Origin of the sequence: Asticcacaulis excentricus (assembly GCF_003966695.1) — a bacterium.
Taxonomy (GTDB): Bacteria; Pseudomonadota; Alphaproteobacteria; order Caulobacterales; family Caulobacteraceae; genus Asticcacaulis; species Asticcacaulis excentricus_A.
In genome coordinates this window covers 640,127-665,485 of the sequence record NZ_AP018827.1, presented here as the reverse complement: position 1 = coordinate 665,485, position 25,359 = coordinate 640,127, and the positions used below count along the sequence as shown (strand labels likewise).

Here is a 25,359-nt window from a genome sequence, read left to right as displayed (position 1 = left end):
GTTCCGGTTATCGGGCGCTCTTTTTAGCCCGACGGCAGCGGTCCGAGCAATAGCGCACCTCTGCCCACACCTTTTCCCACTTTTTGCGCCAGGTAAAAGGCAGGCCGCACCCCTGACAGGTCTTTTGCGGCAGGTCGGATTTCTTTACCCCGTGTGGCATCACAGACGGCCTTCGCGCATGGCCTGAAGGTGGGCCTGTGCCTGAAGGCGCAGGGCCATTTGCCTCTCGTCCCCCATGCGCGCCCAGTTGGCATAGACGTAGGACAGGCGCGGATTTTTGCGAAAACGCTCTTCGTGACGCGCCATAAAATCCCAGTACAGAGCATTGAACGGACAGGCTTTTTCACCGACCGGCACATCGAACCGATAGTGACAGTCTTTGCAATAGTCGCTCATGCGGTTGATATAGGCCCCCGACGCCGCATAGGGCTTTGAGGCCATAATCCCGCCATCGGCGTGCAGCGCCATGCCAAGCGTATTGGGCAACTCCACCCACTCATAGGCATCAGCATAGACGGCCAGATACCATTCATGCACCTGTTTTGGATCAATCCCCGCCAGCAGGGCGAAATTGCCGGTAATCATCAGCCGTTGGATATGGTGCGAATAGGCGTGCTCCAGCGTATGCGCCACCGCCGTTCGCACACAGTTCATCTGCGTGTCGCCAGACCAGTAGAACCACGGCAGGTCTTCGTGAGCGTCCAGCGCGTTCATCGCCCCATAGTCCGGCATCGAATGCCAGTAGAGGCCGCGCACATATTCACGCCAGCCCAGCACCTGACGGATAAAGCCTTCAACGGCGTTGAGCGGCGCGCCGTCTTCGCGATAGGCGCGCTCAGCCGCCTGACAGACTTCCAGTGGATAGAGCAGACCGGCATTGATATAGGCAGACAGCAGCGAATGATACATATACGGCTCGCGTCCCAGCATGGCGTCCTGCCAGGTGCCGAACTGCGGCAGGATGTGCGCCACAAAGTGATCGAGTTCCTTTAGCGCCTGCGATCGCGTCACCGCAAAATGAAAGGGCTCCAGTTGACCGGGATTGTCTGGAAAGGCCCTGGCGACCAGATCGAGCACCTCGCGCGTGATGGCATCCTTACGGAAGCTGAGGCGGCGCGGAATGACCAGACCGTCACGCGGCGGCGCGCGGTTTTCGGCGTCGTAATTCCATTCGCCACCGCACGGCTTGCCATCGTCCATCAGTATGCCGTGGGCGCGGCGCATTTCGCGGTAGAAGTATTCCATGCGCAGTTGTTTGCGCCCTTCGGCCCAGCGTGAAAACCACTGCGGCGAACAGAGGAAGCGATTGTCTTCGAGCAGGGTGACCTCGTCCATGGAGGCAAGGACCTGCTTCAGCCGCCATTCGCCGGGTTCGGTCACCTGCACCTCTGACAGGTTCAGTTCCGTGCGGGCGCGTTCGATTTCGCCCTTCAAACTATGGGTATTTTCCGGATCCTCAAACCGTACGTAGCGCACGCGATAGCCCGCCTGTTGCAAGGCCTCGGCATAGTGGCGCATGGCTGAAAACAGGAAGGCGATCTTCTTGACGTGGTGTCGGACATAGCTGGCCTCTTCGGCCACCTCCGCCATCAGAAAAACGTCGGTTTCCTTATCGGCGCGAGTCCGGATGTCGAGCCGCGCCGACAACTGATCCGCAAGAACAAGCCTGAGTGTACCCATGTGGCCAATACGACCCGCATACGGTCACGGTTCAGCAGGCGGGCGCGTGTTCCTTGGGGCCATAGGTGACAATCAGGCGGTAAAGCTCATCCTTGCCGGCAAAACTGCGCGGCAGCATGACCTCCTGACGCTGGATCAGAGCGGGGTCGTAGCCCTGAAGCGTGATCTTCGACTGCACGTATTTGAGGCCAGCGGCTTGAAGATCGACGATTTCCGGGTGCACCCGTGCCGAGGCAAAGGTCAGTTCGATGCGGCCAGTGTCCGGATCGACCTTTTCGAGCAGAGTTTTGAGCATCGGATCATAGGGTTTGGATTTGTAGTCTATGGTGCGGATATCGAGGATAATCGTCCGCTCGCACGGCTGCGCCGCCACCTGCCCGGCTGCAAAGGCCAGACACAAACCTCCAAGCAGGGCAGCCATTGACTTCATGCGTTTTGTACCCTCGCGGTTATTGCATCCGCTTACAAGTGTAACCGAAATCGCCTCAGCACCTATTCGCATTTCCGTGAATGGAAACCGGCAAGATCGATAATGCGAATAATTCTCATTGACGGATGCGCGTAATCAGGATTAGATAGTCTCAAGCGTTCGGGACCGGACAGCCTCCCCTTCCGGCGCTTTCTGAGGGACGTCTTGTCGCTCAATTATCCTCGGTGCACTCAAAACCCGCCTCAGTCTGAGGCGGGTTCTTTTTTAGCCTTCAGTACAGATCGCGGCGATAACGCCCGTCGCTGAGCGCCGCTTCCAGCCAGTCCGGGCCGAGCGCCTCTTTCAGAGCCGCATCGACTCCGCGCCCCATATCCAACCCGCCGCAGACCAGCACGCTGCCGCCCTGCCCCAGCCAGTCGCGGATGGCCGGGGCCTGTTGGGCTATCACGTCCTGCACATAGGTTTTCACGGCATCGTCAGGACGCGAAAAAGCCAGATCCAGCCTGCGGAGACGCCCGCCGTGTTGCCAGCCGCGCATCTCATCAGACAGACGCCCATCGTGCAGCGGATGGCGCTCGCCATAGATGAGCCAGCACGCCCGCCCACGCCCGGCCAATTCCAGCAGATGCGGCCGAAGGCCCGCCAGACCCGACCCAGCGGCGATCAGCAACACCGGCCCGTTGCCCGTCGGGGCATGGAAGCCCTTATGCGTTTTCAGCCGCAGCGGCACGCTTTCGCCCAAGGGAAGCGTCGTCAGCAGGCCGGAGCCTTCGCCGCGTGAACCATCGGCCTTTATGACTTCGCGCACAAACAGGCGCACCCGCCCCTCTTCGGGCAGGGTGGCGATGGAATAGTCGCGACGATGCCCGGACGGCGTCAGAACTTCGGCCAGATCACCGGCCACCCACGTCGCGCCTTCCGGAATGGCCAAGTCGATGGCAAAAAGCCCCGCCGCCGCGCTGTGGGGATTGAGCCGTTCGCGGGCAATAAGGGTTGTAGCGGCGAAATTGGCATCCGCTTGCATCGCCGCGCCACCCCATTCCTTGAGGTAGGACTCCCACTGTTTCAAAGCCGCTGCATCGAGATCATCGACCTCGGTGATCGGCTTTTTGGCCGTCGCCCCGCAGGCGGTGAACCAGTCGTGCACGCGATGGCCAAAGGCGCAGAAGTCTTCATAGCTGCGGTCGCCGAGGGCCAGTACGGCAAAGCTTTGGGCCGACAGGTCGGGACGCGAAGACATAAGTGCGCGCTCAAAGGCCGCACCGTCGTCCGGAGCATCCCCAACGCCGGTGGTCGAGGCCACGACGAGCACCAGTTTGGCCTGTTGCAGGTCTTCAACCGTCGCCTTGCCCAGCGACATCAGGCGCGTGGTCAGACCGCCCTTGCTCAGCGCCTTGTGTGTATGGCGCGCCAGTTCTTCCGCCTGCCCGGTCTGCGAGGCCGAGAGGATCAGGGCATCGACGGCCACGGCCGACGCACGGGTGCGACCGCGCGTCAGCATGATACCGCTCATCAGCATCCACAACACGCCGGCCCCGGCGGCCAGTCCCACGCGCAGCGGATCAGTGGTAACGAAGTCGATCATAGCCAGTCCTCAAGGGCGGGGCTCAGCACCTCACGCCCGTCGCTCAGCCCCATCAGACAAGGGATAGCATGGGTTTGTGCAAAAGACATGGCACGCTGTTCGCCCATCACCATCAGCGCAGTGGCCAGTGCATCGGCGCGCCAGCACTGCGCATCAAAGACGCTGACCTGACGGATGCCGCTCTGCACCGGGGCGGCGGTGGCGGCGTCGATCGTGTGCGACAGGCGCACGCCGTCGTGGATAAAATAGCGCTGGCTGTCGCCCGTCGTGGCCACGGCCAGATCACAGAGGGCCACAAGGGTTTCGGTATTGAACGTTTTATCGGCGCGGTCAATCTCAACCCACCACGGCTGACCTTCGGACCGGATGCCAAACGCTTTCAATTCGCCACCAATCTCGATCAGTGCCGAATGTACCCCCGGCGTCGCCTTGAGCCTGTCGGTCACGGCATCGACCGCATAACCCTTGGCGATGCCACACAGATCGAGTTTCAAACCTTCGGGTTTAATCAGCCCGTCCGGCCGCCAGTGAAGTGCGCGCCAGTCCTGACACGATTTCAACGCCGCCAGCGCCTGTAGGGTCGGCAGGCCTTCGGGCACGATCTTCGCCCCGAAACCCCACAGTTCAACGGCTTCCAGCAGGGCCGGATCGAAGCCCCCCCCGGTCAAACGCGCCATATCAAGCGCGTGGGCGATGACCTGCATCAGCATAGGCGGCAGGGGTACGAACGCCCCTGCCTTGGCCTCATTGAAGCGCGTCAGGTCGGAATCAGCCCGATAGGGCGACATTTCGGCATCAATGCGGTCGAGAATAGCCTGAATCCGCTGGCAAAGGCCCTGCCGATCCACCGGCCCGTCGCTGAACAGCCGCACCTGCCACGTTGTGGCAAAGGCCTTCCCTGACACTTCGCACGGCAGGCACGCCGATACATCTTCCGGCGGCGTGATCCGCGCCGGAACCAGAACGCGCCGGTTTGGTGAAGTGTCAGTTTGGGTCATTACACTTAGCTTAAGCCCCTCCCCTAATTCTAGGGGAGATGGCATTCGAGCCCCAGGCGAGAATGACGGTGGGTTTAATGGCCGAGCTCTAACCCCACCGCCTTTGTCACTATTTCTAGTGAAATCAGGAGAGGGATTTTTCTTACGGCTTGATGGCGAACGCCACGGCGCCCAGTTCGGTCGTGCCTTTGGTCGAAGCCGCCTCAGCCTTCTTACCATCCCACTTGAACGGCGCCTTGACCACTTCGCGGCCGCCGCCTTCGCGCGCCGCTTCTACGTTCAACACATAATCACCGGGCGTTAGGCCCTTCAAAGCGGAGGTGTCGATCTTCGCTGTTTGGCGGCCTGGGGCCTTGGTGGCCGACGACAGACCGCTGACCTCAGACGCGCTGAGATCACGGCCCGACTTGCGCCACCAGGTACGCAGGTCTTTCAGCCACTTGTCGCCCTTACCGATCTGATACCAGATAAACAGGTTCGATTTGTGCGCGCCAGCGCCATCTTCGATCCACGCCGCCACATAGGGCTTATGGTATTCGGCGACGTTGAGACGCGGCACTTCGACATCGACGGTTACGGTCCCGGCCTGAGCGGCACCGACCGCACCGGCGCTAAGGACCGTCGTCCAGATGGCGGCTTTAGCGAACATGATAAACCTCACGCATGAATAAACAGAAGGAAGAGGATGAAGGGCACGATGGTGCCCAGACCGACCAGCGGCCAGGTAATGCGCCGCCCCCGCGCATAGATCCACAGAAGGCCCAGACCGGTGACGCAGAAGATGACCGAGGCAATGGCGATGATGTCGATAAACAGGCTCCAGGCCGGGCCGGCGTTGCGCCCCTTATGCAGATCATTGAGCACCGCAATAAAGCCGCGATGGCTCTTTTCGTAGGTCACATAGCCCGTATCGCGCTCGACGCTCATCCATTCGTCAAAGCCCGGTCCCGGCATGGCAAAATAGAGTTCGCTATCAGAGACTTCGGGCAGGACTTTTGAGACGTCAATGCCGGTATCCGCCTTGAGCGCCTTCGCCAGATCGTCCGGCAGCCGCGCCTTGTCCTGCGCCTTCGGCAGCAGGGCCAGCGTTTGCGCGCTCAGGTCTTTTTCCCAGTTGGTGACCTGCGGCTTGGCCTCGATGAGGCTGGCGTGATTGAGCGTAAAGCCGCTGACCGAAAACAGGATCATGCCGACCAGACAGAGGGCCGAAGATATCCAGTGCCATTGGCGTAACTGATTGCGCCAGAAGGAGGGTGTCGGTTTGAACGAGGTCGTCATCAGGTTTGGGGCTCTATTTAATAATCATTCTCATTATCAAGGCGTCCCGCTTTTTGCAAGGCAGCAAACAGTCTCAAAGAGAAAGATGTTCAGCTCTTATACGGTCCAAGGTCGGGGTTCCCGACAGGGCCATGACCACTTCCAACTCTTCGCGCAGCGTGCGTATCGCATGGGCCACACCCAGAGGCCCGGCGACGGCCAGAGCCTGCACGTAAGGACGCCCGATCAGCACCGCCGACGCCCCCAAAGCCAGCGCCTTGAACACATCGCTGCCGCGCCGGATACCACCATCGAGCAGGATCGGCACCCGCCCCGCCACGGCCGCCGCAACGGCGGGCAAAGCTTCGATGGCCGCCGGGAGGGTATCGAGCACCCGGCCCCCGTGATTGGAGACGATCAGCCCATGCACCCCCATGCGGCAGGCGTGGTCGGCGTCTTCCGGGGCCATAATACCCTTGAGAATGACCGGCAAGCGCGCTTCGGACAGTACCCATTCGATGTCGTCCCAGCCGGGGGCTGTCTTCATCAAACCATCGAAGACCCGGCTTTGCCCCGGTGCCGCGACAGGTGCGGCCGACTGAGACGGCAGATTGACCGCCGACAAGTGCGGCGGCAGGCGGAAGCCGGCGCGCTGTTCGCGATTACGCACCCCGGCCATCGCCGCATCGACCGTGATGACCAGCGCGCGGTAGCCTTCCCGCTCGGCCCGGTGAATCAGGTCGAGCGATACGCCGTGATCGGCCTGAAGATAAAGCTGAAACCACAGGGGCGGCGCGGTTTCGGCCTGCGCCACGTCTTCGAGCGTGAGGGTCGATAGGGTCGAGAGCACCATCAGGGTCTGGGTCACCGCTGCGCCCAAAGCCGTGGCACGTTCACCGTCGGTATGGAACAGCTTCTGATAGGCCACGGGGGCTAAAAAGATCGGATGTTCATAGACATGACCGAACAGGTTCAGGCGCGTGTGGCCTCCGGCCACCGACCCCAGTACCCGCCCTTTCAGCAGAATTTCGGAAAAGGCCTCGACGTTACGGCGGACCGTATGTTCATCCCCGGCCCCCGCCTGAAGATAGGCCCAGGCCATATCGCTCAGCCGCTCGCGCGCATAGGCCTCATAGTCTGAGACCGCGACTATATCGGGGGGAATGACCGTCAAGGGGGCCTTGGCTGACATTACATCTGCGCCCATTGCCGCAGAAGGTTGTGATAGTGGGCGGTGAGGCTCACCACCTCCTCTCTGTCGCCCAACTGGCTGCGCAGGCGCAGGATGGTCATGTCGAGTTCAAACAGCATCCGCCGTTGCTCAGTGTCTTTCACCAGACTTTGCGTCCACAGGAAAGCGGCCAGCCGCACGCCGCGGGTGACCGGCTCGACGCGGTGCAACGATGTGGACGGATAGAGGATGGCATCCCCGGCGTTCAGCTTGACCTCATGCGCGCCGTAGGTGTCTTCGACGATCAGTTCGCCGCCCTCATACGCTTCCGGATCACTGAGGAAGACCGTGGTCGAAACGTCGGTGCGCGCCGTGAGGCCCTTGAACGGATCGTGGTGCAGGGCGCTGTCCACGTGGTTGCCGTAGTGGCCGCCGCCCTCATAGGCATTAAAGCGCGGCGTCAGAACAATATGCGGCAGGGCGGCCGACTGAAACAGGGGGTGACGGCGCAGCGCCGCCTCTATGCGTTCCCCCAGTATGCGCGCCTCAGGCGCATCGGCGGGCAGTTGCTTGTTTTGCTTGACCTTCTGTGCCTGCGGCCCGGCCGATGCCGCGCCGTCAGCCCAGCGCGCCTCAGCGAGTGCGGCGCGTATCTCGGCCACCTCTTCGCGGCTCAGGACTTCGGGCAGATGCAGCAGCATGGCGAACTCATGTAAAAATGGCTCCAAACAGAAGGTCGGAGCTAGAGCGTTTTTCGCTCAAGTGGGCACCGGTTGAGCGTAAAAAAACGCGACAAACAAGAACGTAAAGTCATTCGGCGGCTCCCGAATGCTCTACAGGATCATGAAGCGATTGATAAAAGGTGGAAAGGGCCGCGTCTGCGAAACAGTGACGCAGCCCCGCCTTTTTTTAGAACTGGTAGTTTAGGGTAACGGTGGCCGAACGTGGCGCACCGGGGATCAGACGCGAACCGCCATTGTTCAGCGTGGCGATATAGTCTTCATCCAGCAGGTTATAGACGTTCAGTTGCACCGACACCTTGTCCGTCAGCTTATACGAACCATAGGCATCGACCACCCAGTATTCCGGGATGAACGGCACGTTCTGGGTCGCCAGATCGACGCCCGGCGTATTGGCGCGCACCTGCTCACCGGTATAGCGCGCCCCGCCACCCAGGGTCAGCTTCGGCGAGACTTCGTAGGTGGTCCAGACCGTGGCCGCCAGTTCCGGCGACCAGCGGGTAACCGCCCCCGTGGCTGACGTCGTGGTGCCCTGCCCTTCTTCCACTTTGGTATCCATGGTCTGGATACCGGCGGTCAGGTTCCACTTGTCGGTGATCTTGCCGACCAGGCCCAGATCGAAGCCCTTGACCGTGCGCTTGCCGAAGTTTTCACCGAAACCGGTGTTGAAGGGATTTTCGACAAACTCATTTAGATGTTCGGTCGAATAGTAGGCAGCGGTCAGCGACACACGGCCCGACAGCACGTCCCACTTGACCCCGGCTTCGAGATTGCGCGTCTCGGTCGGGTCGACATTCGGGTTGTTGATATTGGTCGAGGTTTCGCTGCCGCCAACCGTGGTCGTCGAAGCGCCCAGATTGACCGTGCCCGGAGGAGTCTTGGCATTGGCATAGGCCACATACAGGCTGGCCGTTTCGACCGGCTTATATACCAGACCGGCCTTATAGCTTGTCAGGGTGCCGTCACCTTTTAACTGGGCGTTGGTCAGGGTCTTTGTGGTGATATCATAGCTATCAACACGCACCCCGGCATTAAACAGCCACTTTTCACCAAAATGGATGGTGTCAAACAGATAGGCGGAACCCACGTTCAGTTTGACAAAAGTACGTGCCCCGGTAAAGCGATTTACAGGCAACTCGACGTTAGGATCGGGGGTGTACAGATTGGCCCATTGAGCATCCACCAGCGTGATGGTCTCCACGCCATAGACCGCGACCTTTTCCGTCGAAAACTCCAGACCGTAAGACAGATCGTGCGTGAAGGCGCCCGTGGTGGCCGAAGCCGTAAAGTTGGTCGCATTGATGAGCGCGTCATTATCCTTGACCACGTGTTGACGCGAACGGTTGACGATCCAGGTCGAACGATCAGTGAGATTGGTCGCCGTGATGCCTGTTGTGCCCGTATTGACCCCCGTCAGGACGCGATTCAGCGAGGTACGGCTCAGGCGCGTCGTGTTGGTCATATAGACGCCGGACTCAAAGTCGTGCTCGAACTTCACGGTGAATTGCGAAGATTCCGTGTCTTCATAATCATTTACGGAGCCGTAGTAGTTTTCCGGATCGACACGTGGCGCAGACTTCACGGCCGCCGTCCCGTAATAGAACCCCGGATACCCGACCGAAGGGATGCCGCCATCGGGCACATTGTCGCCCTTTGACACTTGCGCAAAGCCATAGAGGCGCGTCGGCGTACCGATGCCGATGCCATAGGCCGCCGCAACGGCATAGCCCGACTTCTTCACCTCGTCGCGGCCCACGGCATTCACGTCTTCGGCCATCAGGTTGAGACGCAGACCGCTGGTCTTACCCACGGCACGGTTGACATCGACCGTGGCGCGCGCGCCACCCTGACTGTAGGCCGCCAGCGTGCCCGAAGCCGCCGCCTCAAGCGTCGGGTGCTTGGAGACCAGATTGATATAGCCCGAAGAGGCCCCGCGACCGATATCCGCACCGCCGGCCCCCCGGATCACTTCGACCTGCTCCAGATTGAAGGTATCGCGCGAGGCCGAACTCATATCGCGCACCCCATCGACCAGAACCGAGGTCGAAGCGTCGAAACCGCGCATCTGGAAGGTATCACCGGCTGAGGTATTGCCGTTTTCGCCCATCTGAACCGTGATCCCCGGCACATTACGCAGGGCTTCCATCAGAGACGCGGCCTGTTGCTGCTGAAGGACTTCCTTCTTGATGACACTGACGGTCTGTGGCGTGTCGATTAGGGCCTGCGTCTGCTTGGGCGATGACACGACGTCGGCCTTATAGCTATTGTCATCTGCGGTAACGGTCACGCCTTCCAGCTTCTTGTCCTGAGCCAGAGCCGTTGCGGAAAGCGCCGGAACCGCCGCTGCGGCCATCAGGGCGGCGGTCAGGTAACGGTTGGAAGCGTGCTTGCGATTGCGAATGTGAGACATGTGCATCAACATCTTTGAAAAAAGGCGTCGCGGTTTCCGTCTGACGCCGGGGGAGGGTGACCGGCAGACCGGCCTGCGAGCATTCTCGGTGGAATTGCGAATAATTGTCAGGTGCAAATACCGCACTTCGGCTTTATTGCAACCGCAAAATGACCCTTTCCCACCGTATGACGTCGTTTTTTGCAAGTGTGTCGCAAATTCAACAAATCGCGACGCCGAAATGACCGAGGGCCGACGCCGTGGTCCCACACCCGCAACGCCGACCCCCGTTCCCGCCGGAGCGGGTAAGGCATATTGTACCCTCTGAAAACTTTAGAAAGGCAGGACTTCCAGCGTCACAGCGTAGGACGACCGCACAGGCGGCATGTCACGTTGCGCCGGTTGCCCCTGCGGTCGGGCACCCTGAGCTCCGGGCTGCTGACCCGCTTGCGGACCGCCCTGCGGACCATGGTCGTCGTCGGCTTCGGGACGCGGCGGGTAAGAGGTGTTCAGATAGTACTGACCACCGAATTTCCAATTGACGGCAATCGTACCTTCGGCGTCAGCAGTCACGGTCTGCTCGTCCAGTTCGCCGCGGAAACGCACGCCGCCTGGGACCACCTTGACCTTGAGGCCCGGCATCGGCTTGCCATCCATCAGTACACGGAATTTTGCCGTTTCACCTACGACCAGATCGGTCGTCGGTTGCAGCGGAAACAATTCAAGTCCCTGCCCCACTGGCTTGATTTCAGACGGTTTTCCCGACGTCACAAACGTTTCGACACGGCCAAAATTGCGGCTGACCTTCAGCTCAGGGGCATTGGCCGGCACCTGCTTGGCGAAGTCGTCTTCGGAACCACGGAAGCTCTTGGTTTCTTCGCCCGCCTTCCAGGTGGCCATCACCATGCGATTGACCGAAGCGATGCGATAGGTGCCTTCGGTCGCCAGCTTCACATCAAAGGTCGAGCGCAGCTTGCCCGTAGAGCCGTTTTCGGCTTCGACCGGCGAACCGTCCGGCGCGCTGATCTGAAGATTGGTCAGGCGCATGGCGTTATGGTCAGCGTAGAACAGACCATTGGACGAGGCGGCATCCACCGTCACATAGGTCGGGCGCTGCGGATTGGTCGAGGCTTCGACCTGCGTCGCGGAGGGCAGCAGCCACTGGCTGTGGGCCAGAGCCGCCGGGGCCGCCGCCAGAAGGCCCAGCGCGGCGGTGCCGGTCAGAAGGCGCTGAATCAGGGTCATTTAGGAGTCTCCGGAAGTCTGTTCTGATACGAGAGAATTGTGATCATGGCCCCGTCGGCGGTCGCCGCGCTTGAGGCCAAAGGTAATGGGGACGGTGGCCCAGGATTCGACCGCCTGACCGCCGCGCGTCGCGGGCCGGAATTTCCAGCGTTTGACCGAGTCTATGGCGGCGCGATCCAGTCGCATGGAGCCGCTGGACGCCTGCACCTGTACCTCACCGACGCTGCCGTCGGGGCGCACCTGAAGGCGTAACTGCACCGTCCCCTCCTCTCGCCGCGACTTGGCTTGCGGGGGATAGGCGGGCGGCGGATTGCTGTTGAGCGCCGACTCGACATCGACACCCACAAAGTCATTGCGCGGTTGCGCCGCCGCCGGAGCGGCCTTAGCCACAACTTGGGCCACAACGGGGGCCGCTACCGGGGCATGAACGGGCGGGGCCTTGACCGGAGCCATATCCATCGGCGCGACCTGAGCCACCACGGGGGCCGGGGTTTCGCGCGGCTGAAGCATCGGCTTGGGCTCAACCACAGGCGTTTCGGGTTTGGGCGTATCGGGCGTGATCACGGCCTTGGGCGGCGCGCGGCGCGATTCAATCGGCACCATTTCAACGACCACGGGCGCGGTTTCCTCGATCTCCGGGGTCGTCAGAGTAAACTGTGTACTGACGATATAGGCGGCCAGAGCGGCATGGACCGCCAAGGACACACCGATGGCCACCGATGCCCCGCCGCCCGTGCCTTTGCGACGCTTTACAGGGGCAGACACCGTACGTTCGCTGCGCGTTGTGCTGTTTGCGTCGGTGAGAATACTCTGAGCGGTCATGCGTCAAAAGCCAGTGACAACGAACCGGACCCCAACGATCCGGACGATAGGGCTGACTAGCACTCCTGCAACTCATTCGCAAGCGCATTGAAAACAATTCTCATTATGATAAATCGTCGCACCCCTGTAGTGATATGTGTATCCGCCTCTTGATTACATTTGTGACCAACGTAAGACTGTCGCCCTAATCAAAAAAGGGCCCTGCCATGAGACTCAGCCATCTGCGCGCCACTGCGGCTGCCGTCACCGCCTTTATTGCCGCGGCCACCCTGACTCCGGTCTGGGCCGCACCGGCCACAGGCTATCAGTTACCTCCGGCACCGATTGCGCAGATCCTCGATGCCCCGCCGACCCCCGGCGTCATGGTTAGCCCCGAACGCCGCACCATGGCGCAGATCGGCCGTGAGAACCTGCCCTCCATAGCCGCAGTGTCGGAACCGATCCTGCGTCTGGGCGGCTATCGCATCAATCCGCGTAATAATGGCCCCATCGAAGCGCGCGCCGCTTGGCTGAACAGCCTGGCCTTTGAAGACGTGGCCACGGGGGCCGTGCGTCCGGTTGCCTTGCCCGCCGGGACGCGCTTCCTGTCACCGCGCTGGTCACCGGACGGCACGAAGCTGGGCTTTCTGGTCGATGCCAGCGGTGGTCTTGAACTGTGGGTCGCCGACGTCAAAACGGCTACGGCCAAAAAGCTGACCGGCGGCATCGTCAATGCCGCCTTCGGCACCGGTTTCGACTGGCTGTCTGACGGTTCAGGGATTCTCGTCTCGACCATTCCCGCTGGACGCGGCGCCGCCCCGGTGAAGGACACCACGCCCTCCGGCCCCATTATTCAGGAATCAAAGGGACGCACCGCCGCCATCCGCACATATCAGGACCTGCTGGGCAATGCCCATGACGAGGCTCTGTTCGACTATTATTTCACGTCCCAGATTACGCGCGTTTCCCTGAGCGACGGGGCGATCACGCCGATCGGCACGCCGGGTCTCTATACCTCCATGTCCGTTTCGCCGGACGGCAAGTATCTGCTGACCAGCCGCCTGAAGCGTCCCTACAGCTATCTTGTCCCCGCCGGGCGTTTCCCGACGGAAATCGCAGTGAGTACTTTGGATGGCAAACCGGTCAAGCTTTTGGCTAATCGTCCTTTAACGGACAATCTGCCCGCGGCCTTCGACGCCGTGCCCACCGGGCCGCGCTCCGTCTCGTGGCGCACCGATGCCCCGGCCACGCTGGTGTGGGCCGAAGCGCAGGATGGTGGCGACCCGAAAGCCAAGGCGGCCGTCCGCGACACCCTGTTTACGCTCAACGCGCCGTTCGACGGCACGCCGCAAAAGCTGATCGACCTCGATCAGCGCTACGCCGGGCTCGACTGGGGCCGCGCCGACTTCGCGCTGGTCACCAGCCGCTGGTTCGACACGCGCAAGGAAAAGCGCATCGCGCTCGATCCCTCCAGGCCCGGCAGCGGCCGCGTGCTGCTGGAGCGCAACTATCAGGACCGCTACAATGATCCGGGCAGCGCCGTGTCGCGCCTCACCGCCGAGGGCGAAGAGGTGCTGCACTTCACCCCGGATGGCAAATCGGTCTTCGTGATGGGGGCCGGCGCCTCGGCCAAGGGCGAATTCCCCTTTGTGGGCAAGATGTCGCTGAGCGACGGCAAGGTCACCCGCCTGTGGCAGGCTGAAGCCCCCTATTATGAAGCGCCGGTGGCGCTGGCTGATCTGGCGGGCAAGTCGGTCATCACCCGCCGCGAAAGCAAGGACGACGCCCCGAACTACTTCATCCGTCCGGTGGCCACAGGCTCGAAGTCCCGCGCCCTGACGCAGTTCCCGGACCGCGCACCGCAATTTGCCGGGGTCACCAAGCAGACCCTGACCTATACGCGCGCCGATGGCGTCAAGCTGTCGGGCACCCTCTACCTGCCCGCCGGTTACGATAAGGCCAAGGACGGCCCCCTGCCCCTGTTCATGTGGGCCTATCCGGAAGAATTCACCGACGCCTCCGTCGCCAGCCAGACGGTCGATAGCGGCAATCGTTTCGTCCGTCCGGGCGGGGCCAGCCACCTGTTCCTGCTGACCCAAGGCTATGCCGTGCTGGACGGGCCTTCCATGCCGATCATCGGTAAGGAAGGGGCCGAGCCGAACGACACCTATGTCGAGCAACTGACCGCCAGCGCCAAGGCCGCGGTCGATGCCGTCGTCGCTCTGGGCGTCGCGGATCGTAACCGCATTGCCGTGGGCGGCCACAGCTATGGGGCCTTCATGACCGCCAACCTGCTGGCCCACACCGATCTGTTCCGGGCCGGTATCGCGCGCTCAGGGGCCTATAACCGCACCCTGACGCCGTTTGGTTTCCAGTCGGAACAGCGCACCTACTGGGAGGCGACCGACACCTACACGAAGATGAGCCCCTTCACCTATGTCCGTAACATCAAGGACCCGATCCTGCTGATCCACGGCGAAGCGGACGACAATTCCGGCACCTTCCCCATCCAGAGCGAGCGCTTCTACGCCGCCCTGAAAGGCGCCGGGGCCAATGTGCGCTATGTGGTCCTGCCCAATGAGGCGCATGGCTATCGGGCGCGCGAGTCCAACCTGCATACGCTGTGGGAAATGACGCGCTGGCTGGATACCTATGTCAAGAACGCCCCGCCGCGCGCGGAAAAACCGGCGGCGAAGTAAGCGAAGGGACGGAGCGCCTCTGGTAAGACGCGCTCCGTCCCTTCGCATCCGCAAAAATAATCCACGGTTCGGGGTGGCGCTTTGACGCAGATTCGGTTATAGACCGCGCCAAATCACGCGCGCCGAACCGGTTTGGCCTCTCACATATGTCTGCGAGAGGCTTTTTTATGGGTTGGCAAGCGCCTCCGGCACCTGACGGAGGCGTGCGGAAAAGCCCCCCACCCGGCCCCCGGTTTATATATCGGCGCGCCATCCTCTCCCGATATGGGCCGAGGAAAGATCAGAGTCTTTTATGAATCTTCGCAATATCGCCATTATCGCCCACGTTGACCACGGCAAGACGACGCTCGTGGACGCCCTCCTGGCTCAATCGGGCGTGTTCCGCGCCAACGAAGCCACGGTTGAGCGCGCCATGGACTCCAACGATCAGGAGCGCGAGCGCGGCATCACCATCCTCGCCAAGTGTACCTCGGTCCTGTGGAACGGTAAGGCCGGCGAAACCCGCATCAACATCATCGACACGCCGGGCCACGCCGACTTCGGCGGCGAGGTTGAGCGTATTCTGGGCATGGTGGACGGCTGCGTCATCCTTGTGGACGCCGAAGAAGGCGTCATGCCGCAGACCAAGTTCGTGCTGGGTAAGGCGCTGAAGCTGGGCCTGCGTCCGATCCTGTGCATCAACAAGGTCGATCGCGCCCATGCCGATCCCGACCGCGTGCATAACGAAGCCTTCGACCTGTTCGCCGCTATGGGCGCGACGGATGAGCAACTCGACTTCCCGCACATCTATGCGTCGGGCCGTTCGGGCTGGGCGACGCTGGACCTCAATGTGCCGTCCGACAACCTCGCGCCGCTGTTCGACCTGATCGTCGATCACGTGCCGCCGCCCGCCGTGCAGGCAAAGGTCAATGAGCCGTTCCAGATGCTGGCCGTGCTGATCGAATCCGATCCGTTCCTGGGCCGCATCCTGACGGGCCGCATCGCGCAGGGTAAGGCCACCCCCGGTCTGGCCATCAAGGCGTTGAATCGCGACGGTCAGGAAATCGAGCGCGGCCGCATCACCAAGGTGCTGGCCTTCCGCGGCCTGAAGCGTCAGCCGCTGGACGAAGGTTCGGAAGCCGGTGACATCGTCGCCATCGCCGGTCTGTCGAAGGCCACGGTTGCCGATACGCTGTGCGATATGTCGCTCGACACCGCCCTGCCGGCACAGCCGATCGACCCGCCGACCATCTCGATGACCGTGTCGGTCAACGACTCGCCGCTGGCCGGTCGTGAAGGTTCCAAGGTGCAGTCGCGTGTGATCCGTGACCGCCTGCTGAAGGAAGCCGAGTCGAACGTCGCCATCCGCGTCACCGAGTCGGGTGAAAAGGATGCCTTCGAAGTCGCCGGTCGCGGCGAACTGCAACTGGGCGTGCTGATCGAAAACATGCGCCGCGAAGGCTTCGAAGTCGCCATTTCGCGTCCGCGCGTGGTCTATCAGACCGATCCGGAAACCGGTGAGCGCATGGAGCCTATCGAAGACGTCATGATCGACGTGGACGAAGAGTTCACCGGCGTCGTCATCGAAAAGCTGTCGGCGCGTAAGGCCGAGCTGAAGGACATGGCCCCGTCCGGCGCGGGCAAGACCCGCATCCAGCTCAAGTCGCCGTCGCGCTCGCTGATCGGTTATCAGGGCGAATTCCTGACCGACACGCGCGGTTCGGGCGTGCTCAACCGCGTCTTCTCGCACTACGAAGCCTATAAGGGCCCGATCGAGCAGCAGCGCAAGGGCGTGCTTGTGTCGAACTCGGACGGTGAAACGGCCGCCTACGCCCTGTGGAACCTCGAAGAGCGCGGCGTGATGTTCGTCGGTGCCGGCGAAAAGACCTATATGGGCATGATCATTGGCGAAAATTCGCGCGCCGACGACCTCGACGTCAACCCGATGAAGGCCAAGCAACTGACCAACGTGCGTGCGTCAGGCAAGGACGAAGCCATCCGCCTCACCCCGCCGCGTCGCCCGACCCTGGAACAGGCCATCGCCTATATCGAGGACGATGAACTGGTCGAAGTGACCCCGCTCAACATCCGTTTGCGCAAGAAGGAACTGAACCCCTCGTTCCGCAAGAAGCGCGCCAAGGAAGACTAAATACGAACGGCCCCGGAAACGGGGCCGTTTTTGTTTGCAGGCAAAGGCTCAGCAAAGGTGCCTGCGCTTTGCGATTGCGTTTTTTTCGTTCCCGATAACTTATCAGCGCTAAGTTAGGGTAGGGGGAGTTCACATGCGTCGCTTTTGGGTACCGGTGGTTTTAAGTTTGGGGGGTGATTGCCGGACTTGTGGCCATCGGACTTTATTACGTGCGTATTAGGGCCTTTTGGGTACGGAACTGAAACCGCCCAACTGCCGGCTGAGGCCAATCATTATGGTCGGTGTGCGATTTTCGCTGGCAGACACGCTACGGAAGCGATTCGTCTCGGTAACCGTTTCGATCTTCGTCAGGGGCAGCGGTTCCTGCACCGTGATCACCAGCGATAGCTTCGGCATCAGATTGCGACGATAGTCAATCATCCCGGAACCATTGGCGCCGCGATACCCCTGCGTCGTGTAGCGTCGCCCGTTCAGCTTGTAATTCAGCGACAGAGAGCCCGTCTTGAGCGCATAATTGAGCGACACACCGCCACTGAGGGCGGTATCCGAACGACGGATCGACAGTTCCGGCACATCGATGTCCACATAGGTCACCGTCGTGTCGAAGTTCACAGTAAGCGTATTGTTCCAGCGCTGACTATAGGTCGCCGTCAGGCCGTAATTGCGTTCCTGTCCCGCATTCTTTCGCGTTGTCTCGGTGACGAAATTGCCAAGGTTCTGCGGATCGGCAATGACGCGGCTTGAAGTGACGAGCGTTTCGTCCTTGAACCGATAAAAGCCCGTTATTCTATAGTCCGAATGCGGCCGGTTAACCTCGTAAGTGACTTCCAGATTGTCGGCCTCTTCGGGCCCAAGTGCCGCATTCCCGATGGTGACGGCGGTCGCAGAACTGAACACCAGACCGGGGTTGAGATCGACAGGCTGTGGTCGCTGCTGCTTGTGGGTATAGCTGAAACGCAGACGGCGTTTGGCCGAAAAGGCATAGGTGGCAAACAGGCTGGGGTTTAAGCGGGTGTAGTCGATATGATTTTCAAGAGTCGTTCCTGGCGCTTTGGTCGAAAGCTCAAGGGTTTCGGCCCGCAGACCGGCCAGCAGAGTCCATTTGGGCGTCAGTTCCCACTGCGCCGTCGCATATACCGCCGCCGACTGCTGCGCATAGCGGAAGTGATTACTTAAAAGGGCATCAAGCTGCAAATCCGCGACGGAGCCCGCCGGACCATAGGACAGGGTCTCGGTTTTGCTGGTTTCCGTATCGAAGTGCGCACCGACGCTGACCTGAACGCGGTCAAAGGTGGTGTTGTACGCGGCAGACAGCATGGCGGTGCGGGTATTGGAACCCCCATCGCGCCGGGTATAGCGTGTGCCGGTGTTGGTGCTTTCCGAAGCGCGTTCATAGTCTAAGCGGGTGAGCGAAGGCGCGTCCCGGTTCGATTGCGAGACCGTCAGGTCGAGCTTGAACGACTGATCCGGCTTTTGTCCGTAGTGGGTGTAACCAAGGCTCAGACTGCCGTTGTCGTTAGGGGTGCGCCCGTCGCTTTGCGAGCGAAAACCATCGCTCAGAGCACCGTCGGCCCCACGGGAGGCGGTATAGCCTGCAAAGTCGCTGTTCACCCTCCCCTGGTTGTAGCTGAGCCCGCCGGTCAGAACATCATTGTCGCTCAGGTCGTATTGCAGATTCGTCGTCAACGAGCCTATGCGGTATCGACCTGTGACAGCCCCCTCAGACCGCGCCTCGCGGATTGCGCTACCCGACGCATCAAAGGCGGTGGAGGCGCTATCGAAATCACTGTCGAAACGGCCGTCAAACACTGCCGCGAAGCCACTTATATTCAGCTTACCCTGCGTGTAGCTGAGATAGGCATTGGTGTTACCGCCGCCGCGCGAAGCGACCTGCGCGGACACGGACCCAAACAGGCCCGGCGGCAGATTGCGTTTGGTCACGATATTGACGATCGGACCCGAGCCGCTGGAAGAATATTGCGCGCCGGGATTGGAGATGACTTCGATGCTGGAGATATAGGCCGACGGCATGGCGCGCAGTGCCACAGCGCGATTATCTCCGGACAGCATCAGCGATGGACGACCGTTCAGATAAACCCGCGCGGTCTGACCGCGCACACTGACATCGCCCTGCGCATCGACGGACACACCGGGTACCTTGTTCAGGGCCTCGGCCGCTGTACCCGTAGCGGCGGCCGGGTCCTTAGAAACGTCGTAGACCTCCTTACCCGTTGGCTCCACGCGCTTCTTGCCCTGAACCGTAACGGTCGTCGCGTCTTTATCATCATCTTCCGGGGTCTTAGGCGTTTCCGCCTTTTTCGCCTCTGTCGCTTTGGTCGCGTTCTGGGTATATCCCGTTGTCGGCAAAGCGAACTGAGCGGCAAACAGTAAAGCGACCATGGGAAAACCATGGCGTGAATAAGCGGACAAAGCCCCCTCCCCGCGATGTGTACAACTCAACCGAACAGAGCCGCCTTACACAATTATGACTTACACATCGGATTAAGCAAGCATCGCTTTTCCGTCTTTGATCCTCCGATGACTTTTTTGCTCTGTCGCTTTGGATTGCAGTCCTGACACTCTGCGACCTGCGCGAAATCTTAAGGCCCTTCTGCCGCCTCAGCGGCCCTTTACCCCCTTGGCGACTGTCATTCCCCGCCAAGGTCAATCATGCGCCATCCCCGTCGTTCGCTGCTTCTTTCCGCCACCGCTCTGGCTCTCGTTTTTGCGACCCCGGCGGCTTTGGCGACCACCACGGTTTCGACGGCCACCACTACGCCCTTACAAACGGCCACAGCCAACAGCGGTGGTGCAGACGATATAGACGTTACCGATGCCGCTACGATCACTTTGACAGGTGGAACCGCTCTCACCGTCAATTCGAACAACACGCTGGTCCTCAATGGGGTGGTCGAAATGTCCTCCTCAGACAGCGGTGCCACCGGCGTCCTGATTGACGGCGCCCGCACGACCAGCCTCGACCTTTCAGGCACGATCACGGTCACGGACGACTATACTGCCGAAGACGAGGACGATGATGATATCGTCGATGGTGTCTTCGCAGAAGGGACCAACCGCTATGGGGTGCGCGCCACCGGCCTACTGACCGGCAACGCCGATATCGACTCGACGATCACCGTGCACGGCAATCAGTCGGCCGCCATCCTGTTTGAAAAGGGGCAGGTCGGTGATTTCCTGTTTGACGGGACGATCAGCGTTCTGGGCGACGACGCCCGCGGTATCGCCCTGCGCGGTTCGCAAACCGGGCAGGTCTATCTGAGTGGCTCTATCTATACACAGGGCAAGGACGCACAGGCGGTTGAGTTGTCCGGCACGATCAACGGTGCTTTGGTGATCGACGCCTCGGTGACCAATACCGGTTATCGCTACACCAGCATCTCCGAAGATTATCTGGATCTTCTGGACGCCGACGACCTCTATCAGGCCAGGGCCGCGGTGCAGGTCTCAAATACTGTCAGCGGTGGCGTGCTGATCAACGCCGCCGTCACCAGTGAGGACGACACCAATACCGACGAAAATGGCAACGGTATCACTGATACCGAAGAGGGCACGGCCTCTATCGCTCAGTATGGCTCAGCCCCGGCACTTTTGATCGGCTCAGATACTCAGGCGATTACGCTGGGGGCCATAGCCTATAATGATACGGCCACTGACGATTACAGCGGCCGTACCTACGGGCTGGACATACGCGGTTCCGTTGCCGCCCATGGGGTCTATGAAGGCGTTGACGCCACCGCTGCACAGATCGCCGGCCTGGGCTATGATGTGTACGTCACCAATGGTATAGGCTTGTCCGGATCGGTCAGTGCGTCCGCTTATGAAGCGACCGCCACAGGTCTGGCGTTGAGAAGCGGTGCGCAGGTCGGCACGCTCAATCTGTCGGGTTCGCTTTCCGCCAGCACCACTACGACCAATTCCCACACGGCCTATGGTCTGGACATCAGCAGCGGTGCGATTTTAAACACACTGAAAATTGAAACCGGAGGGGCGCTCACCGCGTTTGGCTATGGTACGACGGCCAATGCCACGGCTTTGCGCGACACCTCCAATACCCTGACCTCGCTACTGATCAATGGCAGTATCTCCGCTGGCATCACCCCCGGCGATGAGGACGAAGACGATGTCACCGACACCGCCGTAAACCGCGCAGTGGCCATAGACCTCAGCGCCAACAGCGTGGGCACGACGATTGAACTGGTCAATGCCCATCTCGATGATGATGACTACGCCCTGCCCTATATCACCGGCGATGTAAAACTGGGGTCCGGCAATGATACGCTGCGTGTCTCCAACGGTTATATCTACGGCAATATCGACTTCGGCGCGGGCAGCAACAGCCTGACGATTGAAGAGGAAGGCATCGTCCTGGGCAAACTGACGGGGGCCGGAACGGTGGCCGTCGATGTCGCCAATGGCCGTCTGGGGCTGAGCGCAGGTTCGCAACTGACCCTGTCGAGCCTGCATGTGGGCAGCGAGAGCGAGCTTTATCTGGGGCTTAGCACCGCAGACCCCACCCGGCCGCTTCTGATCAACACCGGTACGACGGTTTTCGACGATGGCGCGGCGCTCTATCTGACGCTGGACAAGATCATCCAGACGCCGACGCGCTTCACCCTGATGACCGGCAAAAATATCGACTTCGGGACGCTCGACTTCGCAGACATGGAGGAGCAGGTCCCCTGGCTTTACAAATCCACCCTGACGACGGGCACCGCCAATGACGGGCTCTATGCCGATTTTCGTCTGCGCACGCAGTCCGAATCCGGTCTGAGCGTCACCGAGTACAGCGCCTTGGGCGCGGTGCTGACCGCGGCAGCGACCGACGATGACACGACCAATACGCTACTGGCCGCCACCACTGAAAGCGGTTTTGTCAGCACCTATGCGGCCTTCCTGCCCGATTTTTCGGGGGAAACCCTGCTGTCTCTGTCGCGCGGACGCGAGGCCCTGACGCGCTCGATTGAAAAGCAGTCGATTCTGCCCGGCGTGGGCGAAACCCATTATTGGCTTCAGGAAGAGGGCTATCAAATCACCCGCGAACGCGGTCAGACTCTGGGGTTCAAGACTACGGGTTTCAGCTTTGCCGGCGGCATTGAGCGCGGTCTGGGCTATGGGCAGGCCGTGGGTCTTTTCACCAGCTACACAGCGGCGACTCCCAAAGACACCTACGCCACCGCCTATGAAACCTCTTCGGCGGCCGATTTCACCGTGGGCGGTTACTGGCGACTGGAGAACGGTGGCCTGAAAGCCTGGTTAAGTGCCGGGGTGGGCGGCACCTTCTTCGAGACGGAGCGTCAGATGGTAGGGTCTGCTAATACCCTCACGGCGCGCGCCAAATGGAACGGTTACAGTCTCTCAGGCAGTACGGGGGCCTCGTATCGGGCGACACTGGGGCCAATCAGCGTAAAACCACTCGTCTCCATCGACTATTACACGCTGAAAGAAGACGCTCGGGATGAGAGCGGCGGCGGAAGCGCCTTTGACCTCAGCATAGACGAACGCCAGAGCCATATCGCTACCGCCTCTGCGCTGCTGAGCTTTGGGCGCGGTGACCGCACGGCCCTGCTGCAACCGGAATTCTGGGTGGGTTATCGCAATAATTTTTCGGTGACGGTGGACGATACCGTCGCGCGCTTTGCGGGCGGGGATGCGTTTACCCTCTCGGCAGGCGACGTGAAGGGCGGCGCGCCGGTCATCGGTATGCGCATGATGGCAGGCAACGAATATGGTTATGTAGCGCTTGAAGCGGAAGGCGAAAAATACAGTGAATACAGTAATTACAAACTCAGTCTTCGCACCGGATTCAAATTCTGAGCTCACGCTTAAGAAATTGGTTTATTTAAATGAATAATATTAAATTAAATCAATATTTTATTTCCATATTCTAATATTTAATTTGAATTGCGTTGCCTGATGTGTGGAATGCCCCCTATCGCGACAGGGGGCTGAGACGCGCTTTTCTCTGTTCGCGCGCTGCGAGGGGTGATAACGTTGTCACCCTATAAAGCAGGGCGAATCCGCGCCCTCCGGACAGAGGAAACCCGCCATGCTCACCCGTCGCCACAGCCTTGCCCTTGGACTGGCCGCCATAGCCTTCCCGCTTCACAGCGTAGCTAAGGAAGCCGGTATACGAGGCCTTGGGGGGGCGGGTGATGCGCTGGGCGAAGGCCCCTACTGGTCGGCGGCGCACAAGCGCCTTTTCTGGGTCAATATTTCGGGGCAGACCATCTACGCGCTCGATCCAAAGGGCGGCGATCTGAAGACCTGGAAAACGCCCAAGCCCGTCTGCTTCCTCGCCGATCGTCAATCGGGAGGCCTGATTGCAGGCCTCAGCGACGGGGTCTATGGCTTCGATCCCAAAAGTGGTGCCTTCACCCTTCTGGTGCAGCCCGAAAAGCGCGACGATACGCGGCTGAACGACGGCAAGGTCGATGCCAAAGGCCGTCTGTGGACCGGCACCATGGACACCAAATGGAAGGAAAAGGTGGGGGCTTTTTATCGCATCGACGCCGATCTGAGCGTCACCAAAGCGGACGGCCCCTATCTGTGCGCCAATGGCCCCACCTTCAGCGCGGATGGCCGCACCCTGTGGCATACCGAAACCTACGACAAAGAGGTCTTTGCCTTCGATGTGGCGCCCGATGGGACGCTGTCGAACAAGCGGCTTTTCGTAAAGTTTGAGGGCGATATGGGTGCACCGGACGGCATGACCACGGATGCGCAGGGCGGGGTATGGATCGCTCATTATGGCGGTGGCCGCGTCAGTCGCTATAGTCCGGACGGCAAGCTGGATTTCTCCGTCACACTGCCCGCCACCCAGATCACCAGCATGGCCTTCGGCGGGGCCAAGCTCGACCACCTGTATATCAGCTCTGCGGCGCAGTTCCTGCCGGACACTGCGCCGGATAAGGCCGTGGCAGGGACACTGTTTGAAGTGTCGCCGGCCCGGCTGCGCGGGCACACCGGCCTGCCCGCGACGCCTTTCGCGGGTTAAACCTTTACGACGACCCCGCCCTGATCGGCGCTGCGGTACATGGCCTGAATCAGGCGGATGTCGCGCAGCCCCATCTCTCCCGGCGTACGGTGCGGCGTATTGCTGCGCGCGGCCTGCGAAAAGCCGTCCACCTGCGCGGCGAACTGGGTATAGGGCGGGGCAGCGCGCACCGGCGTACCGGGGTCCCAGCCGCGGTGCAGATTGGCACGGTTGTCGTAATAGTCCGATGCCGGGTCCATATTGATGGCAGCGCTGGCCCCGAACACCTTGATGCGCGATCCGCCGGCGTAGCAGTAGGAGGACGAACCCTGTGCGCTGAGCCCCGACGGGAAGGTCATGCGCCAGTTCAGCCCGCCCTCGACGGTCCTGAAGCGCGGATCGTCCTTCGGATAGGCATAAACGGCCGACACCGTGTCGGGCATCTGATCGGCCAGCATCAGGGTACCGTTCAGCGCGTAGATACCGATATCGTACATGGAGCCGCCACCGGCCAGCGGCTTGTCCAGACGCCACTTCATCGGTGGGTATTGCGGGTCGGCATTGAACCCGGCATCGCCGGTGATGTAGCGCAGGCCGCCCAATTCACCCTGTTTGCAGCGGCGCTTCACCTCGATATTGAGCGGTTCGAAATGCACGCGATAGGCCACACCCAATTGCCGATTGGCCGCCTTAGCAGCGGCGACCATCGCCTCGCACTCCTCGACCGTCGAAGCCATCGGCTTTTCACACAGGACATGCTTACCCGCCTTCAGGGCTCGAATGGTGTATTCAGCGTGCAACCCCACCGGCAGGACGATATAGACGCAGTCGATGTCCTTGTCGGTGGCGATCTTGTCGAAATCGTCATAGCCATAGGTCTTGGCCACACCATACCGCTCGGCCAGATCCCTGGCTTTGGCCGGATTGCCGGATACGAAGGCGGTCATGCGCGACTCATCGGCCTGAAGAAAGCCGGGTATCACCTGATTGATGGCGTAGCTGCCCAGACCGACCACGGCCCAGCCCAGACGCTTTTTGGGCGGCTCCGGCAGATCAACCCCGTTGGGCAGGGGCTGACCGGCGGCCTTGCCAGCGGTTTGAGCGGTGGCTGCGGCACTGGCGACCAGAGGCAGGCCTCCTGCACCTAGTAAAAGCTGTCGGCGATCCATCATGGGGTTTCCTCTGTTTGAACTTATGCAGTGGTCGCACTGTAAACCGGAATCCGGACAGGTGACAACGTTT

At 60.9% G+C, this 25,359-nt stretch carries 18 protein-coding genes; 4 read left to right on the top strand and 14 right to left on the bottom strand.

The annotated features are described in order from the left end of the window. Positions 1 to 7: 7 nt before the first annotated feature. The 12 genes from EM6_RS03155 to EM6_RS03100 form a co-directional block, all read right to left on the bottom strand. Positions 8 to 160, bottom strand: coding sequence for a DUF2256 domain-containing protein (locus EM6_RS03155; RefSeq protein ID WP_126420279.1), 153 nt, complete (start codon positions 158 to 160; stop codon positions 8 to 10). Further along, the gene (locus EM6_RS03150) at positions 160 to 1,680 is read right to left on the bottom strand and encodes a cryptochrome/photolyase family protein (RefSeq protein ID WP_126420278.1); all 1,521 of its coding nucleotides are present in this window, start codon (positions 1,678 to 1,680) and stop codon (positions 160 to 162) included. The genes EM6_RS03155 and EM6_RS03150 overlap by 1 nt, the downstream gene beginning before the upstream one ends. Before the next feature lie 31 nt (positions 1,681 to 1,711). After that, positions 1,712 to 2,110, bottom strand: coding sequence for a hypothetical protein (locus EM6_RS03145; RefSeq protein ID WP_126420277.1), 399 nt, complete (start codon positions 2,108 to 2,110; stop codon positions 1,712 to 1,714). A gap of 271 nt (positions 2,111 to 2,381) precedes the next feature. Continuing rightward, positions 2,382 to 3,695 carry an NADPH cytochrome P450 oxidoreductase family protein gene (locus EM6_RS03140; RefSeq protein ID WP_126420276.1) on the bottom strand — a complete coding sequence of 438 codons (1,314 nt, stop codon included), beginning with the start codon at positions 3,693 to 3,695 and terminating at the stop codon, positions 2,382 to 2,384. Further along, the gene (locus tag EM6_RS03135) at positions 3,692 to 4,693 is read right to left on the bottom strand and encodes an FAD:protein FMN transferase (RefSeq protein WP_126420275.1); all 1,002 of its coding nucleotides are present in this window, start codon (positions 4,691 to 4,693) and stop codon (positions 3,692 to 3,694) included. The genes EM6_RS03140 and EM6_RS03135 overlap by 4 nt, the downstream gene beginning before the upstream one ends. A gap of 142 nt (positions 4,694 to 4,835) precedes the next feature. Next, entirely contained in the window at positions 4,836 to 5,342 is a 507-nt protein-coding gene (locus tag EM6_RS03130) for a DUF2271 domain-containing protein (RefSeq protein WP_126420274.1), read from the bottom strand. An 8-nt stretch (positions 5,343 to 5,350) separates the two neighbouring features. Next, entirely contained in the window at positions 5,351 to 5,971 is a 621-nt protein-coding gene (locus EM6_RS03125; protein WP_126420273.1) for a PepSY-associated TM helix domain-containing protein, read from the bottom strand. 73 nt (positions 5,972 to 6,044) lie between these two features. Further along, complete coding sequence (locus EM6_RS03120; RefSeq protein WP_126420272.1) at positions 6,045 to 7,142, bottom strand: alpha-hydroxy acid oxidase; 1,098 nt, start codon at positions 7,140 to 7,142, stop codon at positions 6,045 to 6,047. Then, complete coding sequence (locus EM6_RS03115; protein WP_126420271.1) at positions 7,142 to 7,822, bottom strand: Fe2+-dependent dioxygenase; 681 nt, start codon at positions 7,820 to 7,822, stop codon at positions 7,142 to 7,144. Before EM6_RS03115 ends, EM6_RS03120 begins: the two co-directional genes overlap by 1 nt. A gap of 208 nt (positions 7,823 to 8,030) precedes the next feature. Further along, the gene (locus EM6_RS03110; RefSeq protein WP_126420270.1) at positions 8,031 to 10,271 is read right to left on the bottom strand and encodes a TonB-dependent siderophore receptor; all 2,241 of its coding nucleotides are present in this window, start codon (positions 10,269 to 10,271) and stop codon (positions 8,031 to 8,033) included. Between the two features lie 312 nt (positions 10,272 to 10,583). Further along, positions 10,584 to 11,495 (bottom strand): DUF4198 domain-containing protein, encoded by a 912-nt coding sequence (locus EM6_RS03105; protein WP_126420269.1) that lies wholly within the window; start codon positions 11,493 to 11,495, stop codon positions 10,584 to 10,586. Next, positions 11,496 to 12,317 (bottom strand): energy transducer TonB, encoded by an 822-nt coding sequence (locus EM6_RS03100; RefSeq protein WP_126420267.1) that lies wholly within the window; start codon positions 12,315 to 12,317, stop codon positions 11,496 to 11,498. 206 nt (positions 12,318 to 12,523) lie between these two features. Between EM6_RS03100 and EM6_RS03095 the strand changes: the two genes are divergently transcribed. Together EM6_RS03095 and typA are read left to right on the top strand one after the other, a co-directional pair. Next, positions 12,524 to 14,995, top strand: coding sequence for a S9 family peptidase (locus EM6_RS03095; protein ID WP_126420265.1), 2,472 nt, complete (start codon positions 12,524 to 12,526; stop codon positions 14,993 to 14,995). Between the two features lie 292 nt (positions 14,996 to 15,287). Next, positions 15,288 to 17,123 (top strand): translational GTPase TypA, encoded by a 1,836-nt coding sequence (typA, locus tag EM6_RS03090; protein WP_126420263.1) that lies wholly within the window; start codon positions 15,288 to 15,290, stop codon positions 17,121 to 17,123. A gap of 216 nt (positions 17,124 to 17,339) precedes the next feature. On the opposite strand, the gene EM6_RS03085 is transcribed toward typA, so the two are convergent. Continuing rightward, the gene (locus EM6_RS03085) at positions 17,340 to 19,523 is read right to left on the bottom strand and encodes a TonB-dependent receptor (protein WP_126420261.1); all 2,184 of its coding nucleotides are present in this window, start codon (positions 19,521 to 19,523) and stop codon (positions 17,340 to 17,342) included. Between the two features lie 270 nt (positions 19,524 to 19,793). Between EM6_RS03085 and EM6_RS03080 the strand changes: the two genes are divergently transcribed. Beyond that, positions 19,794 to 22,958: an autotransporter outer membrane beta-barrel domain-containing protein gene (locus EM6_RS03080; RefSeq protein WP_126420259.1), complete on the top strand. Its 3,165-nt coding sequence runs from the start codon at positions 19,794 to 19,796 to the stop codon at positions 22,956 to 22,958. 232 nt (positions 22,959 to 23,190) lie between these two features. Continuing rightward, entirely contained in the window at positions 23,191 to 24,138 is a 948-nt protein-coding gene (locus EM6_RS03075; protein ID WP_126420257.1) for an SMP-30/gluconolactonase/LRE family protein, read from the top strand. Here EM6_RS03075 and EM6_RS03070 read toward each other — a convergent pair. Further along, positions 24,135 to 25,289 carry a Gfo/Idh/MocA family protein gene (locus tag EM6_RS03070; protein WP_126420255.1) on the bottom strand — a complete coding sequence of 385 codons (1,155 nt, stop codon included), beginning with the start codon at positions 25,287 to 25,289 and terminating at the stop codon, positions 24,135 to 24,137. The genes EM6_RS03075 and EM6_RS03070 overlap by 4 nt on opposite strands. Positions 25,290 to 25,359: the final 70 nt, after the last annotated feature.